The sequence below is a fragment of the Micromonospora sp. CPCC 205554 genome, assembly GCF_036902745.1.
Classification (GTDB): Bacteria; Actinomycetota; Actinomycetes; order Mycobacteriales; family Micromonosporaceae; genus Micromonospora; species Micromonospora tulbaghiae.
On record NZ_JBAKHP010000018.1, the window covers coordinates 84,251 to 105,789 of the forward strand.

13 protein-coding genes and 1 pseudogene are annotated in these 21,539 nt (G+C 68.7%); 10 read left to right on the plus strand and 4 right to left on the minus strand.

The features are described from left to right. Positions 1 to 634: 634 nt before the first annotated feature. A pseudogene (locus tag V6U82_RS21235) lies at positions 635 to 1,823 on the plus strand (alpha/beta hydrolase family protein). Here V6U82_RS21235 and V6U82_RS21240 read toward each other — a convergent pair. Next, positions 1,796 to 3,181 carry a helix-turn-helix transcriptional regulator gene (locus V6U82_RS21240; RefSeq protein WP_334463820.1) on the minus strand — a complete coding sequence of 462 codons (1,386 nt, stop codon included), beginning with the start codon at positions 3,179 to 3,181 and terminating at the stop codon, positions 1,796 to 1,798. The pseudogene V6U82_RS21235 and the gene V6U82_RS21240 sit on opposite strands and share 28 nt — an antisense overlap. A gap of 625 nt (positions 3,182 to 3,806) precedes the next feature. Next, a complete protein-coding gene (locus tag V6U82_RS21245; protein ID WP_334463822.1) occupies positions 3,807 to 3,935 on the minus strand; it encodes a hypothetical protein in 129 nt (42 codons plus the stop codon). Between the two features lie 117 nt (positions 3,936 to 4,052). On the opposite strand from V6U82_RS21245, the gene V6U82_RS21250 reads away from it, so the two are divergent. Both V6U82_RS21250 and V6U82_RS21255 read left to right on the plus strand, forming a co-directional pair. Then, positions 4,053 to 4,346: a hypothetical protein gene (locus tag V6U82_RS21250; protein ID WP_334463823.1), complete on the plus strand. Its 294-nt coding sequence runs from the start codon at positions 4,053 to 4,055 to the stop codon at positions 4,344 to 4,346. Positions 4,347 to 4,567: 221 nt separating this feature from the next. Then, on the plus strand, positions 4,568 to 4,972 hold the full coding sequence (locus V6U82_RS21255; RefSeq protein ID WP_334463825.1) for a hypothetical protein: 405 nt from the start codon (positions 4,568 to 4,570) through the stop codon (positions 4,970 to 4,972). A gap of 304 nt (positions 4,973 to 5,276) precedes the next feature. On the opposite strand, the gene V6U82_RS21260 is transcribed toward V6U82_RS21255, so the two are convergent. Beyond that, positions 5,277 to 6,221, minus strand: coding sequence for an endonuclease/exonuclease/phosphatase family protein (locus tag V6U82_RS21260; protein WP_334463827.1), 945 nt, complete (start codon positions 6,219 to 6,221; stop codon positions 5,277 to 5,279). 273 nt (positions 6,222 to 6,494) lie between these two features. Here V6U82_RS21260 and V6U82_RS21265 point away from each other — a divergent pair, with 273 nt between their 5' ends. After that, the gene (locus V6U82_RS21265; RefSeq protein ID WP_334463830.1) at positions 6,495 to 7,169 is read left to right on the plus strand and encodes an HNH endonuclease family protein; all 675 of its coding nucleotides are present in this window, start codon (positions 6,495 to 6,497) and stop codon (positions 7,167 to 7,169) included. A 193-nt stretch (positions 7,170 to 7,362) separates the two neighbouring features. Here the strand turns inward: V6U82_RS21265 and V6U82_RS21270 are convergent, their stop codons facing one another. After that, on the minus strand, positions 7,363 to 8,334 hold the full coding sequence (locus V6U82_RS21270; protein WP_334463833.1) for a DUF6745 domain-containing protein: 972 nt from the start codon (positions 8,332 to 8,334) through the stop codon (positions 7,363 to 7,365). Between the two features lie 182 nt (positions 8,335 to 8,516). Here V6U82_RS21270 and V6U82_RS21275 point away from each other — a divergent pair, with 182 nt between their 5' ends. From V6U82_RS21275 to V6U82_RS21300, 6 genes are all read left to right on the plus strand, one after another. Further along, positions 8,517 to 10,352 (plus strand): Hsp70 family protein, encoded by a 1,836-nt coding sequence (locus V6U82_RS21275; protein ID WP_334463836.1) that lies wholly within the window; start codon positions 8,517 to 8,519, stop codon positions 10,350 to 10,352. Positions 10,353 to 10,398: 46 nt separating this feature from the next. After that, positions 10,399 to 12,342 carry a hypothetical protein gene (locus V6U82_RS21280; RefSeq protein WP_334463839.1) on the plus strand — a complete coding sequence of 648 codons (1,944 nt, stop codon included), beginning with the start codon at positions 10,399 to 10,401 and terminating at the stop codon, positions 12,340 to 12,342. Between the two features lie 638 nt (positions 12,343 to 12,980). Then, the gene (locus tag V6U82_RS21285; RefSeq protein ID WP_334463842.1) at positions 12,981 to 16,286 is read left to right on the plus strand and encodes an RHS repeat-associated core domain-containing protein; all 3,306 of its coding nucleotides are present in this window, start codon (positions 12,981 to 12,983) and stop codon (positions 16,284 to 16,286) included. A 93-nt stretch (positions 16,287 to 16,379) separates the two neighbouring features. Next, complete coding sequence (locus tag V6U82_RS21290) at positions 16,380 to 16,712, plus strand: hypothetical protein (protein ID WP_334463845.1); 333 nt, start codon at positions 16,380 to 16,382, stop codon at positions 16,710 to 16,712. A 750-nt stretch (positions 16,713 to 17,462) separates the two neighbouring features. Beyond that, the gene (locus tag V6U82_RS21295; protein ID WP_334463848.1) at positions 17,463 to 20,492 is read left to right on the plus strand and encodes a BTAD domain-containing putative transcriptional regulator; all 3,030 of its coding nucleotides are present in this window, start codon (positions 17,463 to 17,465) and stop codon (positions 20,490 to 20,492) included. Continuing rightward, a complete protein-coding gene (locus tag V6U82_RS21300; protein WP_334463851.1) occupies positions 20,489 to 21,502 on the plus strand; it encodes a DUF2637 domain-containing protein in 1,014 nt (337 codons plus the stop codon). Before V6U82_RS21295 ends, V6U82_RS21300 begins: the two co-directional genes overlap by 4 nt. Positions 21,503 to 21,539: the final 37 nt, after the last annotated feature.

Consider the following 21,539-nt stretch of genomic DNA (forward strand, 5'->3'; position numbering starts at 1 on the left):
CAGGACCGCCGAACTATCGGTCGACGACGCCGTCCGCGCCTCGGTTAGCTACGACCAGCTACGTACCGGTGAAGATGGCCTTTATTGGCTTGAGACCCGCCCCGGAGCGGACCGAGGTACTACGGTGACACGCTGGCGGGCAAGCGATGGCAAGCGTGACGTCAGTCCGAAAAACCTCGATGTCGCCAGCGAAGTGCATGCGTACGGAGGCGGATCGTTCGCTGTTGCCGCGGGGACGTTGTGGTGCGTCGCTAGAGACGGCCTGTACCGAAGCCGCCCTTATAGGAATGAACCCGAATTAGTCAGCCACGGATGCTTCGGCGACTTAACAATCGGTGACGGCGAGTTGCTGGCTGTACGGGAGTCGGAGCAGAGTGACCAGCTCGTCGCTGTGTCGTTCACTTGCGCCTCGCAGATGCGGACTCTCGTCTCGTCCCCAGGGTTCCTCGGTGCTCCTCGGCCAGGCCCAGGTCGGTTGGCTTGGACCGCTTGGAGTGAGCGCGACATGCCATGGGATGCCTGCGAGGTGTGGACCGCCTCCTACTCACCGCAAGGTGAGGTCGAGAACCCTGTGAAGCTGGCCGGCGGTCCAGAGGAATCCGCGGTGGAGCCGCAGTGGGGGCCCGACGGAGCGTTGTACTTCGTGTCGGACCGCAGCGGCTGGTGGAACCTCTACCGGTGGGACGGCCTTGAGGTAGAGGCTGTGGCGTCGATCGCAGGTGAGTGCGCTGCAGAGCCGTGGGAGTTGGGCTACACGTCGTATGGGTTCCTCGACCAGGGTCGGATTGTCGCGGCGGTGCAGGAAGGGCCGCGACACCGCCTTGTCGTAATCGAGCCCGACGGCACTGTCCGCCCGGTCGAACTTCCTTACACGTCGATCAAGCCCTACCTGGCCGTTCGAGGGACGACAGTGGCGTTGATCGGATCGTCGCCGACCGCAGCCCCGCAGGTCGCTCTCGTGGACCTGGCGGGCGCTGACCCCCGGGCGGAGGTACTTGCCAGACCGGAGCACGCCGCACTCGACCGTACGCGAGTATCGACGCCGACGGAGCTGCGCGTTCGAGTGGCCAGTGGTCGAGAGGTGCTTGGCCTGGTGTATCCGCCGACGGGCTCGGCGGCGGACTGGCGGGCGCCGGTAATCGTGCGGGCGCATCCCGGGCCTACCGCGTCCTGCCTGCTGCGCCTGGACTGGCAGGCACAGTTCTTCACCAGCCGCGGGTTCGCCGTGGTGGATGTCGACTACCTGGGTAGCACCGGGTACGGCCGCGCGTTCCGGGAATCGCTTTACGGTCGGTGGGGCCTGGACGATGTCGGCGACTGCTCTGCGGTGGCGGTTCATCTGCTGTCGACGGGGCGGGCGGTGCCGGGGCAGGTGTTCATCCGTGGTGCCAGCGCCGGCGGCTACACCGCGTTGCACGCGGTGGCCCAGGACGGCCCGTTCGCCGCTGCCACCGCCGTGTCGGCGATCGTGGATCCTGACCGGTGGGCGCAGACGGTGCCCCGGTTCCAGCGGGCGCATGCGATGCGGCTGCGAGGTGGTGCCGGCCGGGTCCGTGCCGCTGCTGTCCAACGGCCGGTGCTGCTCATTCATGGCGCTGCCGACGAGGTGGCCGTGGTCGAGGATGTCTGCGAACTCGCCGAGGAGTTGACGTCTCTCGGTACGGCGCCCGAGGTGTTGCTTCTTGCTGATGTCGGCCACTATGTGGCGTCGTCCCGTCGAGCGGGCGCGGCGCTGGAGGCCGAGCTGGCCCACTACCGCTCGGTGATGGCGGATGCGGCCAACGATCAACGGGCGTTACACGGCGGCCAGCGGTAGTCGGTGACGCACGTACTCGCCGAACTCGCGGACCTCCGGCTCGCACCGGTAGGGCTCGAGGTCGGCCTGTACCTCGACGATGCGCTGCAGGCAGCGGTGTGAGGTGGTTCGTGCGGCGTGGTCGACTGCCTCGCGTGCGGTGGCGCAGGCTTCGTCGATGCGGCCGGCGGCGACCAGCGACGAGGCCAGGAGCGCTGTGTCGATGGCGAGTCGCCGGACGTGGGTGGGGCTCAGGGCGGTGAGGGCGTCGCCCAGGTGCCGTTGGGTGTGCTGCGGTCGGCCCAGGTCGTGGAAGCAGTGGGCGATCTCGTCGGCGAGGTACGCCGCGTCGAAGTACCCGATCCACGCCGGCTCGTCCTCGGGCTTGGCACGGGCCAGTTGCCTTTCCGCGATGTCGAGGTGGGCCAGGCAGTCGTCTTCGCGTCCAAGTCGGGCGTGGGTGCGCGCCACCACCGCGTGCAGCGCGGCTGCCACGGCGGGCGTCGCCTGGGTCTCGCTTCCTCTCACCGCCGTCAGCGCCATCCTGCGTGCCGGCTCCGGATGGCCGCAGTGCAGTGCGAGGTGGCCGATGTTCACGGCGAGCAGATAGCTGCCGTATAGGCGGTCGTCGGCGGCTTCCGTCAGACGTAGGGCGCGGAGGTAGCGGCGCTGGGCGAGGCCATGGGCGCCGGTGTCGACCGCCTGGTACCCGCAGAGCTCGAAGAATCCCGCCGCCAGCGTGTACAGGTGCCGGCCGACAGCCTCGGAGGTGGGAGTGTTCGCCAACAGCCGGTTCAGCTCGCCTTCGACGTACCGCTGCACCTGCGCATGGACTCGTCCGGCGCCGTGGGTGTGGTCCAACTGCCGGAACATCGCCAGAGCGGTCTCCGCCGCATGAAGATCCTCTTCGTCAACCTGGTCAGGCAGGCCGGGTCGTCCGACCACGGGCGGCCGGGGGTCCGCCGCAGCGTTCAGCCAGTCAAGGGCGGCGCGATCGAGGACACCGGGCTGGAAGGGAACACGGACGACCATGCCCGCCACTCCGGGCTTCTCCTTCAATTGGGTGGGCAGCAGGGTGTCTGCGTTGCCAGAACCGCTCGGGGAAGTTGCCCGCATGTTCTCGCTGTTGCGACTTTCCTCGAGAAGAGGTAGCAGGCGGGTCAAGGCCCCTCCGGCTTCCAACGCCCTGTCGCAGGCCTCGACGAATTCCCGGGATGGAAAGCGGTCCGCTGTCTCGATCCGACGCACCAGGTCGGCGCTGAAGCGGATCATCGCGCCGAGTCGCGCCTGGGAGAGGTTGGCCCTCTCCCGCAGCCGACGCAGCTCGGCACCGAAGAAGTGGCGCTCGGATAGGGACGGCTGGAGCATCCGCGGGGTCTGGCCCATAGCACCGCCTCCTCGTGACTTGTTCGCACCACTATGGCGATGATCAGCGTGACTATCGCGCACATAGGGTCACTCGCTGTTCAGCGCGGCGCAACCACGAACACCGAGATGTGTAGGTACGGGAGAGGCTCACCGGTGGGGCACATGCGGACAGCCGCTTCGTCCGCATGCTCGGCATTCACTCCACCGACTTGCCGGGCGATTGTGGAGACATGCCGTTGGCTGCTCGTCAGATCCGCCACCGACTTAGCACGGGAGGCTGCAGTGCAGCAGGAGTCCGCTCCGCGCCGCGATCTTGGTACAACGGCTGCACCCCGGCTTTCCCGCCGCACGAACGATCATGCCCGTGGGCATCTGGGCGCTTACCCGGGCATCCATGACCGTCAGTAGGACGCGAGCGGGTCCGCCGGGTGGCTGCCGGGCTGCGATCTTCGATCGGCACCGCATCGACTTGAGATACCCATGTGACATGGCGAGTCCAGCGGCTTGACGCTCTGTTGAGCCCGAGAAGAGCGCTACGGCGGGCCACCCGATCGGGAGGTCCTGATGGAGAGGGGTCCGCAAGCGGCCCGGCCCCGGCCTGCTGGCGACCTCCGGCAGGCGTCGGCCGGCCGGCCGGGGACGATCAGTTGTTCCACAGCCAGTTCGCGAACAACCCGCCACAGCACAGGAGCGGCATGAGGAGCACTGCCATGAGGACGACAACGTGCCCCGCCACTTGCAGCCGATCGCTCAGTGGGTCGTCCTGGTTCACGACGGGAGTATGTCGGAGCGACCAGGATCATGAAGACCTCGGGGCTCGGCCCCGAACCCCCGGCCCTCCTCAGGGATGCCGCTCCAAACTGACAGTGCGGGCTGCGATGATCGCGCCGTGGGTGGTGGCGATGACAGCAGCGAGGACTGGCGTGAACTACGCACGCAGTTGCACGTAGGCCAACGCCTGACCGGTCGCGTGTTTTGGGTTTCAAGTCCCGGTGTAATTGGGGTCGGTGTTGACCTCGGTCTTGCCGTGAAGGGCTTCGTGGATGTCCTGATGCTGCCCTACGACGCGGCACAGTGGCCGACGCTCGACACCGTTACGGAGTTCGAGATTATCGATATAGATGAGCGGCCTCAGATCCGTCTGCGGCCCGTCGAGCCGAGCTACCGAGCGGATCATCCATAGGCGGGCGGTCCGCATCCAGTCCGCAAGAGGTCGACGGACAGGGGGAGTAGTGCGAGACCCTCCGGCGAACCGGGGGAACCTCAGCCGAAAAGTGTTTCCGCTGGTAGGCAGCCATGTGCCAGGCCGACGGAATGGGCGATTGATCTTATAATCCACAGGTTGGCCAGCGTCAGCCTGCTGGCATCTACCGCTGCATCGGGCATGGCGGGCAGACTGCCGGCATGAGTTACGACTTGGCGGTCTGGGAGGGCGAGCTGCCGATTGACGACGGCGCTGCAGGTGAGGCCTACGACCAGCTCTACGCCCTGTACATGGAGGATGAGGAACTTCCGCCGACCCCGCGTATCCGTGCCTACGTCTTGGCGCTGCTTGAGCGGTGGGTCGATATGTCTGATGACGAGCACGATGTGAGCCCGTGGTCTGCTGGTCCTTTGATGGACGAGGCGTCGGGTCCTTTCGTCTACTTCACCATGCGGTACAGCATGTGCGAGGAGGTGTCGGCCGAGGCGGCTCGTATGGCGGCAGACCATGGGCTGGTCTGTTACGACCCGCAGTGGGAACGCCTTCGCCCGACGGCCGACGAGCGAAGCATCGCGTGCCCCTCGCGTGCCCGTTCGAGTGGGTGAGGACGGTCAACGGCGGTCAGCTCCTGGACGTGGCGGCGCAAGTCCTTCCAGGTCATGCCGTGCGGCTTCCGCCTACGTCCACACTTGCTAAACCGGCGTGGCCGGTTCGTATTCTGCGGGGGCACCTCGAAGATCAGCTAACGGCCGGTCACGTGCCCTGGGAGACGAGAGGCCGCAGCGTCAGTCGCGTCTTCTGGACGCCCTCGCCCAACGAACGTTGCCATTTATCGCGTCGCCACCGCCGCCGAGCTCGACGACATCTTGGCGCGCAGCGTCGGTCGCTGCGTTTCCCCGGCCGCCCGTCTTACCCGTGGAATCGGGCGACGACGGGGGCGTGGTCTGGTACGACGGCCTTCTCTCGGCTGCGGGTGGAGGCGCCGATGGAGGTGATGTCGTCGACGAGGGAGTCGATGGTGGTCAGCTGGAGTTGGAGGTCGCGGGTTGCCAGGATGTGGTCGATGAGTTCGCCGTTGCCTTGGTAGATGCGGGAGTATGCGCGGGTTGGGGGGAGGCGTCGTCCGAGGTTGTACAGCCGGACGGCGTCGCCTTTGTCGGGGCGGTTGACGTCTCCGTCGGCTGGGCCTTCGAGCAGGACGGTGGTGATGGCGTCCGGGCCGTCGTTGAGGTCGCCGCAGAGGACGGTCGGCATGCCTGGTTGGCCGTCTATGGCGGCCGCGGCGAGGGTCTCGTTGAGGTGTACGCGCAGGGCGACGGCTTCGGCGGTGCGCCGCAGGAGGGCGTAGCCGGCGCCGCGGGCGCGTTCGTCTTCGTTGAGGGGGTAGCGTCGCCCGCCCGGGTAGGTGAGCAGTTTGCTTTTCAGGTGCGCGGTCAGCAGGCGCAGCCCGGCGCCGCCGGAGTCGACGTGTACTTGAAGTGCTCCGCGGCCCATATGGGTGAGGGTGTCGCCGTCGACGTCGGGGACCGCGGGCAATCCGGAGGGCGGCAGCGCGAGGATCTGCGCTTCCTCGGTGAGGGGATGCCGGGCGAGGACGGCGACGCGGATGCCGCGGCTGTCCGGGTGGGAGGACACGACGGCCTGCCAGGGTTCACCGAGAGCGGCTCGCAGGTCCTGTGCGGCCCGGAGGCTGCCGATCTCTTGGAGGGCGACGACGTCGGCGCCGGTGCCGGCGATCAGACCGGTGAGGTAGGTGAGCTTCGCGGTGTAGGTGTCGGCCGCCGATGTGTCGGTGTCCTCGGGTGGGAACAGGTTCTCCACGTTCCATGTCATGACGATCAGGTTGTTGGCCACCGTCGCTCCCGGAATTGCAGGTGTAGTGCCAGCCTGAGAGTCGCACTCTAGGACGTCGGTACGTGGCTGATCGCCGGTTCGTCGCCATCTCGACAGGCACGATCGCCGGCGGGGCAGCGGACAGGCGAGTTCGCCCGGGGCCGGTGGTGCGGACAGGGAATGGCTGTGATCAGTGTTCGTGGGAGCCTTCCCCGCTCTTCACAGTGGTGACCGTCGATGGACATGATGGGGCGAGATGGTCGCTGTCCACGACGGATGCCCGAGGAGGCCCTCATGCGAATCACCGGACGACTCACCACATCTGCGGTGGCACGGCGTGCCCTGACCGGCGCAGCGGCCGTGATGGTCGCCAGCGCCGGCCTGGTCGCCGTCGACGCCTCGGTGGCCCTGGCGACACCGCCCGGTATTCCGTCCAAGGCGAGCGCCCAGTCGCAGCTCAACGCTCTGACGGTCAAGAGCGAGGGGTCGACGAGTGGGTACTCCCGGGATCTGTTCCCGCACTGGATCACCATCAGCGGCGCCTGCAACACCCGCGAGACGGTCCTCAAGCGCGACGGCACGTCCGTGGTCACCGACAGCAGCTGCGCGTCAACCTCGGGCCGCTGGTACAGCCCGTACGACGGCGCAACATGGTCCGCCGCCTCCGACGTCGACATCGACCACGTCGTGCCCCTCGCCGAGGCATGGCGTTCAGGCGCCAGCGGCTGGACCACCAGTCGACGGCAGAGTTTCGCCAACGACCTCAGCCGCCCGCAGCTGATCGCCGTGACCGACAACGTGAACCAGGCCAAGGGTGACCAGGACCCGTCGACGTGGCAGCCGCCGCTGTCGTCGTACCGCTGCACCTACAGCAAGATGTGGATCACCGTGAAGTACAACTGGGGGCTGAGCCTGCAGTCGTCGGAGAAGTCCGCCCTGCAGAGCATGCTGAACACCTGCAGCTCCTAACCTCCTGCACCGCCTCCGGGGGCTGACCGCACAAGCACCGACGCACGGCAACCCCTGAGCCGCTCGTCATCCGCCCCATCTACGCGCCTGCGGATGGCGGCGCCGACGCGCTGGAGGGCGGGTCGCCACACCGGACCCGCCCTCCAGCGCCGAGACGCAATCGGAAGGGGCGTAGGTGCCGCCGGCGGGGCGGTCACCCGGGTGGGACGACCGCGCCGTCACGGGCCCACAGGGTGCTGCCATCGGGCCAGACAACGGCCGGCTCATCGACGCCGTGCAGCAGGCCGTCGCCGGTGACTCGCAGAACGGTGGGGCGCTGCATCATCACGGCCACCCCGGATAGGGGCCACCACGGCCCGGCCGCCAGTGCCACGTCACGGCATCCCTCCCACCCTGGGGTGGGTGCCGTGCCGAGCACCTGCTGGTAGGTGTCGATCGCGGCGAGCACAAGCCAGTCGGGGTAGAGGTTCCAGGCCGGATCGAAGAACCAGTCGCGAGGATTCAGGCAGTAACGGATCACGGCGCGTCCCTCGTCGTTGCGCTTCACGATCGTCTGCTCATCGCTCCAGAACCAGGCGAATTGCATGATGTAGCTGCCGGTGAGGGTGCGGTCGACCGCCGCCCAGATCGGGCCCAGCACCTGCTCGTACACCTGCCGTACCGCCTGCAGCACCGGTGTGAGCGCGGACCGCTCGCCCTTGGTGACCGGGTTGCAGAGGTACCGGTGCTCCATCAGGTTGTAGCGGGCCTCGAAGCCGTCGTAGCGCTGCTCGCCGTAGTAGCCGTGCCATTCCATGAAGTCGTGGAAATCGCCGAAGGCGGTGAACCGGTCGTGGTCACTGGTCTGCTCCCAGATGGGGGCTCGCGTTGCTGCCAGCGCGTTGTTGAGGGCGTCGCGCCGGATCGAGGCGACCAGTGACGTGTGCCCGTCGTCGAGGAGCTGCCGCACCTGCTGCAGGGCGGCCGGGGGAGAGGGGCACCACAGGAACCGAGACGGCTCGGGATGCCCGGCGCTGCGGTAGGCGAGGCGGACGGCTGCCTCCGCGCGCGCCTGGTCCGCGGGCTCGCAGGACAACGCCGCCTGCGTCCATCGGCTCGCCACGGCTTGTCCGTGCGCTGAGATCGGATTGGTGGAGTCATGCATGGTGTCCTCCTGACGGATCATCGATGGTGCGGCATGCCGTTGACGATGCCGCTGCAGGTCAAGTGGCCACGTGCGACCTGGAGGAACCAGGGCCGATCGTCAGTCCCGGGGTTCGCTGTTGTGACCGTGTCGGGCACCAAGGTTGGTTGCGGTGAGTGATTCAGGGATGACGTGAATGAGATCCTCATGTTTGACTGACATCCATGCGATCGGGGCAGACGCGGCTGGCGATCGACTACGGCAGCGCCGACACCACCGCCGTACTGGCATGGCCGGACGGCACCTGGACGCCGCTGCTCTTCGACGGCGAACCCGCCCTGCCCAGCGCCGTCCTCCTCAGCGAGGACGGCACCACCGTGACCGGCCACCACGCCTGGCGGGCCGCGCCGGCCACACCGCACCGGTTCATCCCGCACCCCCGCCAACCCTCCGAGCAGCGACTCACCGTCGCCGACACCGACGTGGACCCGCTCGATCTGGTCGCCGCGACCCTGCGCCACGTCGCCGAGCAAGCCCACCAGCTCGCCGGACCCGGCATCGACGACGTGCGGCTCGTCGTCCCGGCAGGCTGGGGCCCGCGACGACGCACCTGGATGCGCCACGCCGCGCACCGCGCCGGCCTCCCACCACCACAGTTGATCGACGCGCCGACCGCCGTCGCCGGGCACCTGCTCGCCACCGGCCTGCAGCTGCCCGTCGGCGCCTACATCGCCGTCTGCGACGTCGGCGCCACCGCCGAAGTCAGCGTCCTGCGCCGCGGCCCCGCAGGCTTCGAAGTCCTCGCCACCCTCGCCGACCCGACCGCCGGCGGAACCGCCATCGACGACGCCCTCACCACCACACTCACCACCAACCCATCCGGCACCGGCGGGCAACGATGGGCCATGGCAGCCAGCCTCCGCGCCGGCAAACACGCCCTGACCGACCACCCGGCCGTCACCGTGCCACTAGCCGACGAACCGGCCGTGGTGCTCCACACCGGCCTGCTCGACCAAGCCGCCCAGCCCGTCCTGCACCGGATCGCCCACCTCACCACCGAAGCGATCACCGCCGCGGAACTCACACCCCGCGACCTCACCGGCGTCTACTGCGTCGGCGGCACCGCCCGCCTGCCCCTGCTGGCACAGACCCTCGCCGACGCCGGCATCACCCCCACCCTCGTCGACCAGCCCACCCTGGCCGCCGCCCGAGGCGCCGCCGACGCAGGCGCCACCAACACCACCACCGACCCCACCACGACCGAGGAGCCGATACCGCCGGTGCGGCGCGCCGCCGCGATCGCCCTCCCCGGCTTCGCGTCCCTCGCCCTGGTCTCCCAGTTCCTGCTCACACCCCAGTGGCGCGGCTCCCTCATGTACCGCGAAGCGATCCTCAACTGGGGCGAGCTGACAATGGCCGCCGTCTTCGCCGTCATCGCTTGCCTCAGTGCCGGCACCGTCCTCGCCTCCACCATCGCCAACCGCGCCACCACCCCGACCAGCCCCGGCGTGCACACCGGCACCGGCATCCTCGCCGCGGCCTCCCTCGGCGTCGCCGTCGGCGGCATGTACGCCGTCGTCGGCAGCCTCTACGTCGGCTACCCCGTCAACGGCTTCCTGCGCTGGACACTGCTACCCATCACCCCGACCATCACCGCCGCCGCCGTCATGGCCCTCATCGCCGCCCGGCAATGGCGCACCCCCGCGGACGGATGGTCGAAACTGCTCGCCTTCCCCACCGGATCCGTGCTCACCGCCGCTGCCGGCATGCTGCTCATCCAATACAGCCTGACCGCCGACCGGTGGCCCCACCTGATCCTCTGGATCGACCTCGCCGGCCGAGTCGGAGGCCTGCTCCTGGGCATCGGCACCGTCATGGCCGTCGTGTCCCAGCCGATCCTGCGCCTGATCCTCAGCGCACCCCTCGCCGTCATCACCGCCGCCCTGGTCTCCTGGCCCGCCTCCGGCATCCTCGGCGTCATCTACGCCATCGCCGTGGCCACCTGGTGGCTGCGCCAGATGTGGACCCACCTACTGCGCCCCCACCAGCCGCCGCAATGACCCCACCAACCCGATGCCACCCGACGCACGTGGGGGAGGGGCTGCGGTGAACGGGGGCCGGCGACTCGCAGGCGCGACCGTCGTGCTGGCCGTCCTGGCGGTGCCGCCGTGGCTGCTGGCCACCCTCACCCGAGCGCACCTGCCCGGCTGGCCGACCAGCACGCAGCTACGCGACTGGCTCGCCGATCCGCTGACCCCGGCAACCCTCACCACGGGGCTCATCGCCGTGGCCTGGCTGCTGTGGCTGGGCATGGCCTACACCGTCACCGTGACGGCCGCCCGCCGACTGCGCGCCGGCGCCCGATGGGTGCGCCACCTGCCGCTACCCACCCCATGGCAGGCAGCCGCGACCAGCATCGCCGGCGCGGCCGCCCTCACCGCCGCCCACACCCCTACCACCCAGCCGCCGAACCCACCGACACCAGTCACCGCCGATGAACTGCAGGACCCCTCCGATACGCCCGAGACCGAGCAGGGCGGGGTGGTCGTGCCCGGCGGCTGGCTACCTGACGACACGGCCCACCACATCGCCGCCGCCGCGGCCCTGGTGTGGCTACGCCGCCGTCGCGCCCACCAACCCGGCCAGCCCGACACCGACGCCACCGAGCTGACACCCCTGCCCGTCACCGTCACCGCCGTCCAGGCAGCCATCGCCGGCCAGCCGTCGCCACCAGCAGCCACCACCGGCGCCATGCAGGCGCCGCTGCCCCCGGCCGGCGTGTGTCTCGCCGGTGACGGGGCCGACCACGCCGCCCGAGGTCTACTCGTCACCAGGCTTCTCACCGCGCTACGCGAGCCCATCGATACGACCCCGGTGATCGTCACCAGCAACGCCCTCGCCAGGCTCCTGCCCAGCGTCGCCGAGACCGCCACCATCCCGGGCCTGCATGTCGTCGAGACCCTCGAACAGGCCGCCGCCCTGCTACCTGCGTCCAGCCCTTCGTCCACAGCCGACCGCGCTATACCCAGTCTCGTCTTGACCGCCGAACCCGCGACGGCAGCACCGCCGAGCCTCCCGGGCGCCCGTGTCGTCACCCTCGACGCCGCAGCACCAGTACCCACCTGGCGCGTCCACCGCAACGGCCACACCGTGGACCATCAGACCGGCCAACCACGGCCACGGATGTGTGTCCTCGACAGCACCGCCGCAGCGGACCTACTCGCCGTCCTAGTCCAACCCACCACCGCAGCACCCGACCCCGCCGCGTCCGCGCCAGCCCGACCGATCGAACGGGCACAGGCAAAGATCCCCCGCCAAGCCAGCCGAATCTCACCGCCCACACCGCAGCAGCCCACCGAGGCCGCAGCGACCGCTGTCCAGCTGCGGGTGCTCGGCCGCCCGGCGTTGCTCATCGACAGCCAAGAGGTCACCATCCGCCGCAGCGCCGCCCTGCAAATCCTCGTCTTCCTCGCCGTGCACCCCGACGGCGCCACCACCACGCAACTCGTACACGCCCTCTGGCCCGGCCTACCCGCCCACACCGTCACCGGCCGCCTCTACACCACCCTCAGCGACCTCCGCTCGACCATCCGCGCCACCACCGCCGACCAGGTGGTTGTCCACACTGAGGACCGCTACCACCTCGACCCACGCACCACCGTGGACCTGTGGCGGCTACAGGCCGCCGCCCACCACAGCGCCACCACGGACGCACCCGGCGGCTGGCAGACCGTGATGGACGCCTACACCGGCGACCTCGCCGCCGGCCACACCTGGCCATGGATCGACCCACCCCGTGAGGCCACACGCCGCCTGGTCCTCGACGCCCACACCACCGCCGCAGCAGCACAAACCGACCCGCACGAGCGCCTGCGGCTCCTTCAAGCGGCGATCCGCATCGACCCCTACAACCAGCAGCTCCACCAGCTCGCCGCCGACCAACTGAACGCCCTCGGCGACTCCGCCGCAGCCGCCGACCTTCTCCACACCCACCGGCAACGCCTGCGCCTCGCCGGCATCCTCGACCAACCCATGATCACTGCTCGCTAGACCCAGGTAGGTCCACCGGCCGCTGCACGGCGAGGTCGCACGACAAAGAGGCACGCCGCTGGCCCCTGCAGGTTCGACGGGTCTGCTCACCAGGGCAACCAAACGATGGTCACGCACCGCCACGAACTTCAAAACTTTGGGGTGATATGCGGCGTTTGCCCTAGCCAGTTGTAATATTTATTGACCTGAGACTAAGTAAATGGATAGCTTGTTTCCAGTGCAACGGTTGTCTGACGGCAACCGTTGAGGACAACGGGGGACACGCAAATCATGATGACGGGCTAACGCGCCACCTCATTAAGCGCTGACGACGTTCGTCGTCGCGCTCTTCTCTGGGCTGCTCTTGCTCTGGGTGGCTCTTTCCGCTGTACGCAGAGGCCATGTGTCGCATCGACCGTGAGCTGGTCCCTTGCTGACTCATGCCAGAAATGCGAGCAGGCCACCTCGCCTGATATTTGTGAGGCGTCGCCCAGCAATCCTTTCACCGCTGCATAGCCGAATTCCGGGTCGGTGCCTGCGCTTCGCAAGTGCCGCTTTATTGCCATGCCACCTGACGGATTTGATCGTTCGGTGGCGGGGTGAGTTCTGCCTGCCTCCCGGCGGATTGGCCGTCGGGTGGATGTCAAGAAGGAGTATTGATGGGTCAACGTCGAGTGGCTGTGGGGGTGGCGTCTGCGCTGCTGGCCACGTCGGTGCTGGCGGTTCCGCCGGCCGTGTCCTTCGCCGCGCCCGCGGCGCCGCAGAAGGAGGTGTCGGAGGCGCCGCAGGTGTCGCCGCGGTCGTCGTCGAAGGTGTGGTTGTTCGACTCGCCGCAGCGTGCGGTGGCACGGGCGGCGGCGGGGGCGGCGCCGTCGGTGCCGAAGGGTACCGGACCGGTGCGCAACGGCACCCAGGTGTCGTTCTCGCTGGCTGATCGGATGGAGGTGAAGGTCAACGTCGGGTCCGGGAACCTGATGGTGAACACCACCGACCTGACGCTGCCGGGCATCGCCGGGAACGTGACGCTGGGCGCGTCGTTCAACAGCCTGATGCTGGGCAGCGACCTGTCGGTCGGCGCGCACGGGCCGGGTTGGCGCACACGGGCCGGGCAGGACGTGAAGCTGTATCCGGCCGACGACGGGTCGGTCACCTACGCCGCCGCCGACGGGGTGGTGGGCAAGTTCACCTGGTCCGGGTCGGCCTACACGACGCCGGGTGAGTTCAAGGCCAAGCTGGTCAAGAATGGCACCGGGTGGAAGCTGACCGAGAACGACAGTGGCAAGGAGTTGTTCTTCACCTCCGATGGTCTGCTGGACAAGACCGAGGACCGCAACGACAACGTCACCGACTACACCTACAGCGGCGGGCAGCTGACCAAGGTCGTCTCCGACCGGGGCGGCCAGTACGCCCGCACGGCCACGGCCACGTTCGCCGGTGGCCGGTTGACGAAGTACCAGCAGAGCGACGCCTACGGCGTGCTGCGGGAGGTGTCCTACAAGTACGACACCAACAACCGGCTGCAGGCCATCGACCTGCTGGGAGCGACCCGGCAGTGGGCGTTCGAGTACAACACCGCCGGTGACCTGGTGAAAATCTGGTCCAAGGACGACCTCTACAGCGTCGTCACCTACGACGGGCAGCACCGGGTCACCTCGTTCACGCAGGTCACCGACACCACCACCGGCCAGGGCGCGACCACCAGGTTCGCCTACCCCACGTCGTCACAGACGAAGATGGCCGACCCCCGCCAGGACCTGTCCCAGCCGGTCTCGTCGGTGCCGCACACGACGTACGACCTGAACAGCGACAAGCGGGTCACCAAGGCCACCGACCCGGCCGGCAACGAACGCTCCAAGACCTACACGACGTTCCAGGACGTGGCCACCACCGTCAGCCCCGAGGGCAGCACGGTCACCAACACCTACGGCGCCAACGCTGGCCAGTCGCTGACGAAGTCGGCCTCACCGTCCGGCGCCAGCGCATCCGCGGCGTACGCCAACCCGGCGACCTCGACGAACCCGACGGCGAACTTCCAGCCGTCGTCGTCCATCGACACCCAGGGCAACTCGTCGACCTACACCTACAACGGCGCCGGTAACCGCACCTCCACCGCCGACGCCCTCGCCGCCAAAGCCGAGGTCGACTACAACAGCGACGGCACGGTGAAGACCTCCACGGACCCGGCGAACACCGGCAACCCAACGACCTACGCCTACGACAGCGACAAGCAGATCACGACCCTGACCCCGCCCACCGGCAACGGCCTAGCCGTCAAGACGTTCACCTACGACGTCCTCGGCCGCGTCCGCACCGTCGCGCAGGGCGGCTGCACCACCACGTACGACTGGACCAAGGACGACCGGCTGGACAAGACCAGCTACGCCGGCTGCGGCACCCTCACCCCCGTCACCTACCAGTACGGGCGCGTCGGCAACCTGATCAGCCGCACCGACGCCACCGGCACCACCACCTACGAGTGGGACAACCTCAACCGGCTACACCGCCGCACCAACCCCGGCACCGCCACGTTCATCTACGACCACGACCTCGCCGGGAATCTCACCGCGATCACCGACGGCCGTGGCACCACGAAGCACTACTACAACACGCGCAACTGGCTGGTGCGCACCGACACCGCCAGCGGCACCCGCTACAACTACTCCTACGACAACGACGGCAACCGCACCAACACCTGGTTTGCCGCCAACACCGACAACAGCGTCTACGCGCTACGCGTCAAGACGGTCTACGACAAGTCCAACCGGCCCACCCGCATCACAGCCACCCGCAACTCCGCCGCACCCGCGACGGTGTTCGACGTGACCTACTGCTACGCCAAGTACACCTCCGGCCAGCCCTGCTCCACCGCCACCGGCGACGACACCGGGCTGCGGCAGTGGCAGAAGGACGAAACCTCCGGCGCGATCAGCCAGTTCACCTACGACAAGGCCAACCGGCTGACCAAGGCCACCAACTACAACGGCAAAACCTACGACTACACCTACAGCAAGAACGGCAACCGCGAGACCGTCAAGGTCGACGGGGCCACCACCCAGAGCCTGACGTTCAACACCGCCAACCAGATCACCACCACCAACAACACCTACGACAACCGCGGCAACCAAACCCGCGCCAGCAACCCGACGGTCAACCCCATGACCTACAACAGCGCGAACCAGATGACCGGCGCCAATTCCGGCACCTACGCCTACGCTGGCACCGACCAGGTCGAGCTGACCCGCGCCGGCACCACCACCATGCAGTACGGCTACGAAGACCAGCACGGCATGCCGTGGCTCCAGTCCTGGACCGCCGGCGGCACCACCGTCTACGTCGAACGCGACGGCCTCGGCACCCCACTCGGCCTGCGCATCGGCACCACCGACACCGCCTTCGTCCTTGACGGCCTCGGCACCCCCGTCGCCGCCGTAAAGGCCAACGGCACCCTCGCCGCCACCTACAAATACGACCCCTACGGCAACGCCACCACAACCGACGAGGCCAACCTCGGCGCCACCAACATCATCCGCTACACCGGCGGCATCTACGACCAGAGCACCGGACTTACCAAACTCGGCCAGCGCTGGTACAACCCCCAACAGGGCCGCTTCACCCAGCAAGATAACCTCAGCTTCATTGGCAGCCCGAGGAACGGCAACCGTTACGCCTACGCCGGATGTAGCCCGCTAACCTACATCGACCCCTCCGGCCAAAGCGCAGAATGTGTGGTTGGCGCAGCGCTGGCTGGAGCTGCAGGAGCCGCTGTCGGTGGTGCCCTGGGTGCGGGACTCGGTGGCCCGGCTGGTGCTCTCGTCGGAGCCTCAATTGGAGCGGGATTCGGCGGCTTCGTCGACTCTGCCTGCGAGAGTTACCAGTCTGGCGAGTCGCTCGATTGGGGAGACATCGCCACGAAGAGCGCCGGGGCCTCCCTGTTCGGATTCTTTGGCAACCTGAGTAACTCCTAGTTGGAGCGACTAGGGCTGCTGGAGTGGCGAATTGATGTCCCTCCAGCAGCCCTAGCGCAGTGCGCCCAGGGTGTGCGGCTATATAATGGAAGAATGACAGGGGAAGAGATGGCGGTCGTAACCGTACGTCGCGGCGAAGATCTTGGTGGGTTGCTGCGAAAGATGAAAATTGAGGTCGACGGCGACGTTGTCGCCAAACTTGAGCAAGGATCGAGCATTGACCTCAACATGCAACCAGGTCGACACGTTTTTCGGGCCAAGTTGGACTGGCAAGCCAGCGCTGCGCTCGAAATTTACGTCACTGCAGAGTCTAAGATCGTTCTCGAGATATCTTCCGGCGAATATGCTCAAACATTCGATGGTGCGTTCAGGCGGCCCGACGCTTCGCTTGAAATATTTCAGGTTTCACCTACTCAAGAATCCTGATAATCGATGGCCAGGCAGTGGATAATCCGAGGAGTTGTGTGGCGTCGTAGAGCATTGATTGGTGGCGGCGGCGGGCGCCCAGCACGTGAACGGTGCGGAAGTGCACATCAGTACGGCGCATTCGTTGCAGGTGTGGAAACGAGCGTAATCGCCGTTCAATCGCTGCTTGCGGTCTATGGCGCTGAATCCCGTTGTCGCATCGATTTAGGAACAGGACGCGCCCCTTGACGCAGCCCTGCGCCGTGAGTTACTGGGAAGAACCAGTGCCTCGCGATGCGGCCGTTGACCTCCTCGCCGCCCAGGCACCAACCTCCGCAGGCGGTGCAGCGCGATGAACCCGGCCACGCTAGCCGGACCGTCGCTTCCTTGACCCGCAGGACCGCGGATCGCAGAAGGACTCGCTCCATCGCCAGCTCGGCGTTCTCCCGCCGCAGCCGAGCCAGCTCCGCCCACTCGTACTCTGACAACTGCCCGGCAGCGGTACCCGAGCGCGTGGTGCCCTGCCCTCGCACGGCCGTATGGTCCCGCTGGTACCGCAGCGTTTGAGAAGGCTCAAGCGCCCGCGCAGGGCTGTCGTGGCGGGCTCAGCATCCGCCGTTTCTGCTGACCTGCTGTTGTGAGGTCGTGTAAGGCGCTGTGAGGTGGCGTCAGCCACCGATGACCCCACCACGCCGTGCTGCGTCATAGCGTCACGGCATCGCCGCCACCAGCAGCCCTGCTGGGTGTGAACGGCGAGCAGGAGGAAGGCAGGTGACATCTCTAGGAGTCCGCGCCGCCGCAGCCGCCACCAGCGTCCTGTCCACCGCCGTCGTCGCGCTCGTAGTGGTGATGCAGAGCGGTTGGACTATGCACGTGCCGGCGCCGGTCACCATGCGGCAGTGGATAGCCGATCCGATGGGCAGCGGCGTCGTCGCCGTCCTCGCCGCAGCCGCGGCAGTGATGCTCTGGCTGCTGCTGGCCACTGCCGTCCTTACCCATGTGTACGCGTCGCTGGCCCGCCGGCTGGGCCGCGCACCTGTTCTACGCCTTCCCGGTCCGGTCCAGGGCCTTACCGCTGCGCTGCTCGGCGCGACTGCCGTCACCACCGCTACCGGCGCGGTCGCACACGCCGCTCCCGCGACCACCACGTCCGATGAACCAGCCGCGGCCGGACAAGCGATCGCCTCACGCGCCTCCCACCGCCCCGCTGCGAGCCACCAGCCGGCCGCGCCTCCGCCCACCTACACCGTGCGCCGCGGCGACAGCCTGTGCGAGATCGCTGCCCGAACCCTCGGCGACGCCGAACGGTGGCCGGAGATCTTCGCCCTCAACCGGGGCGCCCGCTTCCCCCATGTCGGCGGCGCCCTGCGCAACCCCGACCTCATCTACCCCGGCTGGGTTCTCCGCCTGCCCGCCGACGCCAACAACAGGAGCGACCAGACTCCGCCGCGGCGCCACGAACAACAGCCCCCTACCGAACCAGGACGCCCGGACCTCCCGGCGTCACCCACGAAACCCGATTCCTCGGCCGGAACGCCGACATCCACGACCACCACCACGGCAGGCCCGACAGCACCCGCGACCGAACCACCCCCAACAGGCACCGCCCGTGTGACTCCACCCTCCCGCGGCGCCTCGCATCCGTCGGCCCGCGATCCGTTGCCCACACCTCACCGGTCCCCGGACATCGAGGTGCCGGGGGGCAGCTGGGTGGACATCGGCCTGGCTGCGGCGATCGCCGCAGCCGCCGCGCTGGTCTGGGCACAGCGGCGTCGCCGCTACACCCCGCGCCCGCCCTCGGCCTCTACCCACGTCGAGGGCCCCGATACCGCACCGATGCCAACCGTGGTCACGCAGATCCGCCGCCGTCTGCGCGGCGCCGCACCACGCACCGCCACACCCCCCACCACCGGCCACCAACGGCACCACCACGACTCGCCCCCGGGCCTCGACGACGGAAACACCGGACCAGACGCGTCCGGCGTCAACGGTGAAACCGACACCGAATTCGGCCCGACACCTGTGCCGCGCCCGGCCGTGCCGTCCCTGGCCCACCCAATGGCCGAGACCTGGCCGCCCGCAGGCCTCGGGCTCACCGGCCCCGGCGCCGACGCCGCTGCCCGCGGCTTCCTGACCGCCGCGCTCGCCGCCGGCGGCCTCGACGCCCCACACGAACGCACCCAGGTGGTGATGCCAGCGACAACCGCGACGACCCTCCTCGACACGGACACCGCGACCCTGCCCAACACCCCGCGCCTGACGGTCACCACCACCGTCGAGGAGGCCCTCGACCTCATCGAAGCGCAGATCCTGCACCGCAGCCGCCTCGTCGACACCCGCGACGCTGACACGGTGGCCGACCTGCGGACGCTCGACCCCGCGGGGGAGCCGCTGCCGCCGGTGCTGCTGCTGACCCACGCCACCGCAGCCCAGCAGGACACCCGCATCGCCGCGCTGCTCACCCAAGGCACACGCCTGGACATCCACGGGGTGCTGCTCGGCGCATGGCCCGACGGTGACACCGTCGCCGTCGCCGCTGACGGCACCACAGCCCTCGCCGACACCCGCACCGACCGGAACGATCGTCCCACCCCAGTGGAGCGTCTGGCCGTGCTCACCTCGGCCGACACCCTCGCCCTGCTCCGCGTCCTCGCCGAGTCACACACCGGCCAACCACCGGCACCCATCGACGCCGCGTCACAGTCAGGCGGTCAGCGATCGGCCACCGGGAACTCGGCGGAGTCCGGCCGCAGCGCCCCGGCCGAGACGCTGGGACCGGCGGAAGCGCCTCCCCCGACGACTGCCGGCACGTCACCCGGCCCCGTCGAGGCCACCGGCCACAATTCGGCTACCGCCCGTCCTCACGCATCGGCCGGATCGACCGGCATCATCGACACCCGGCCCCATCCGATCGCCGATACACGCGCCGTCGCCGACGCCGGTGGTCACGACACCCTGCTCTCCGCCGGACCGGAAACCGTGCCCCCCGCCGTGAACGGCGAGCAGCAGCAGCCCCGCCGGGTGCAGGTATCGGTGCTCGGCCCGCCCAGCATCACCGACGCCGCGTCCGAACCGCCGCTGCGCGCCAAGGCCCTCGAGCTACTCGTGTACCTGGCAGTCCACGACGGGGAAGCGACCGTGGACGCCATTCTGGATGACCTCCTGCCCGACGCCCCGACCAGCAAGGCACCAGGCAGGCTGTATACCTACGTGTCGAACCTCCGCGCCGTCATGCGGCACACGGCAGGCCCAGGCGACTACCTCACCCACCCCCAGAACCGCTACACGCTCAACCCCGCCCTCGTCGACGTCGACCTGTGGCGGATGCGCGCGGCGATCCGCGACGCCGAACGCGCCACCGACTCGCAAGTGCGGGTCGCCGCGTTACGGCGCGCCGTCGACACCTACCGCGGGCACCTCGCCGACGGCGTCGACTACGAGTGGATCGAGCCCTACCGCGAGGCCGTACGGCGGCAAGCCCTCGACACGTACCTCGCGCTCGGCGACGCCCTCGCCGACCATCCCGCCCACCAGCTGACTGTGCTCGACGAGGCGATCCGCCACAGCCCCTACACGGAGGAGCTCTACCAGCACGCCATGCGCGCCCGCGCCGCCCTCGGCCAGACAGACGCGATCCGATCCCTACGCCGAGCACTGACACGGGCCCTCGCAGAGATCGACGCCGAACCACACGAAGACACCCTCGCTCTCGCCAACGAGCTCATCGCCGCCCACCAGCGCCCCCACCCCCGACCGCAGGCGCGGCCTCACTTCCGCGACGAGGACGGAGCCACCGCATGACCGACACCTCCACCTCGCCGTCCTCGCACCTTGACCATCCGAACGCGGCCACCCGTGACCAGCTGGCCGGTCTGCGGCCGCTGCGGTGGGCGGTGCGTGCCGTGCTCACCCTCGGTGTCGCCGCGTCGATCGCGGCGAACGTGCTGCACGCCCGACCGAACCTCATCAGCCAGCTGATCGCCGCCTGGCCGCCGCTGGCGCTGCTGCTCACCGTGGAACTGATTTCCAGGGTGCCCAGCCACCGTAGGTCCCTGGCCGCCCTGCGGCTGCTGGCCACCGCGGCGATCGCCGGCATCGCCGGCTGGGTCAGCTACTGGCACATGGTCGGTGTCGCCGCCCGCTACGGCGAGATCGACGCCGGCGCGTCCTACCTGCTGCCGATCTCCGTGGACGGCCTTGTCGTCGTGGCCAGCATCAGCCTCGTGGAGATCACCGAAAGGATCCGCGCCGGCACCGGCTGGCCCACGCCCACGCAGCAACCAGCGGCCCCTCAGGAGCGGCCAGGACACCACGCCCTGAGGGCCCGCGCCGACCGGACCACCAGGCGGCGAACGCCCCGCCTCACCGAAGCGGTCACCGAGACCAAACCAATGGCCACCTCTGCGTCGCCGGGCGCCGTGTCTACCCCGGTTCCATCGCGAGGAAAGGCCGCGAGCACGCAAGGCGATGGGTCACCAGACCGCCCGGCTCAGCCCTACCGCGACGACGTCCGTGGCGATTCCGAGCCGTCCCGTGCTGCCGGCGATCGCGCCGGCGGGACGCCAACCCACGACGCGAAGACCCCAGCAACGATCCCCTCCGACCACGGAGACGCCGCCCAGGTCGCCGCGGCCACTCCGGCGGCCGTCGCGTACTGGTACCAGCGGGACCCGTCGATGCATCCCGCCCAGATCGCCGAGAGAATCGGCAGATCCGAGCGCACCGTGCGCCGGTACTGGCCGCCGGCGAAACTGCAGCGGGCCAACGCCCACCACCACGGCCCGCAACCGACCGTCCCCGGGGCGTCTTAACCCTGACTGCCCTCGATCTTGGTAGAGACGCTTGATG

What these genes read in the sequence shown, in the direction of transcription:
- V6U82_RS21265 (WP_334463830.1), top strand. Translation starts at nt 6,495, where the DNA reads ATGCGAATCACCGGACGACTCACCACATCTGCGGTGGCACGGCGTGCC.
- V6U82_RS21270 (WP_334463833.1), bottom strand. Translation starts at nt 8,334, where the DNA reads ATGATCCGTCAGGAGGACACCATGCATGACTCCACCAATCCGATCTCA.
- V6U82_RS21290 (WP_334463845.1), top strand. Translation starts at nt 16,380, where the DNA reads ATGACAGGGGAAGAGATGGCGGTCGTAACCGTACGTCGCGGCGAAGAT.
- V6U82_RS21240 (WP_334463820.1), bottom strand. Translation starts at nt 3,181, where the DNA reads ATGGGCCAGACCCCGCGGATGCTCCAGCCGTCCCTATCCGAGCGCCAC.
- V6U82_RS21275 (WP_334463836.1), top strand. Translation starts at nt 8,517, where the DNA reads ATGCGATCGGGGCAGACGCGGCTGGCGATCGACTACGGCAGCGCCGAC.
- V6U82_RS21285 (WP_334463842.1), top strand. Translation starts at nt 12,981, where the DNA reads ATGGGTCAACGTCGAGTGGCTGTGGGGGTGGCGTCTGCGCTGCTGGCC.
- V6U82_RS21300 (WP_334463851.1), top strand. Translation starts at nt 20,489, where the DNA reads ATGACCGACACCTCCACCTCGCCGTCCTCGCACCTTGACCATCCGAAC.
- V6U82_RS21255 (WP_334463825.1), top strand. Translation starts at nt 4,568, where the DNA reads ATGAGTTACGACTTGGCGGTCTGGGAGGGCGAGCTGCCGATTGACGAC.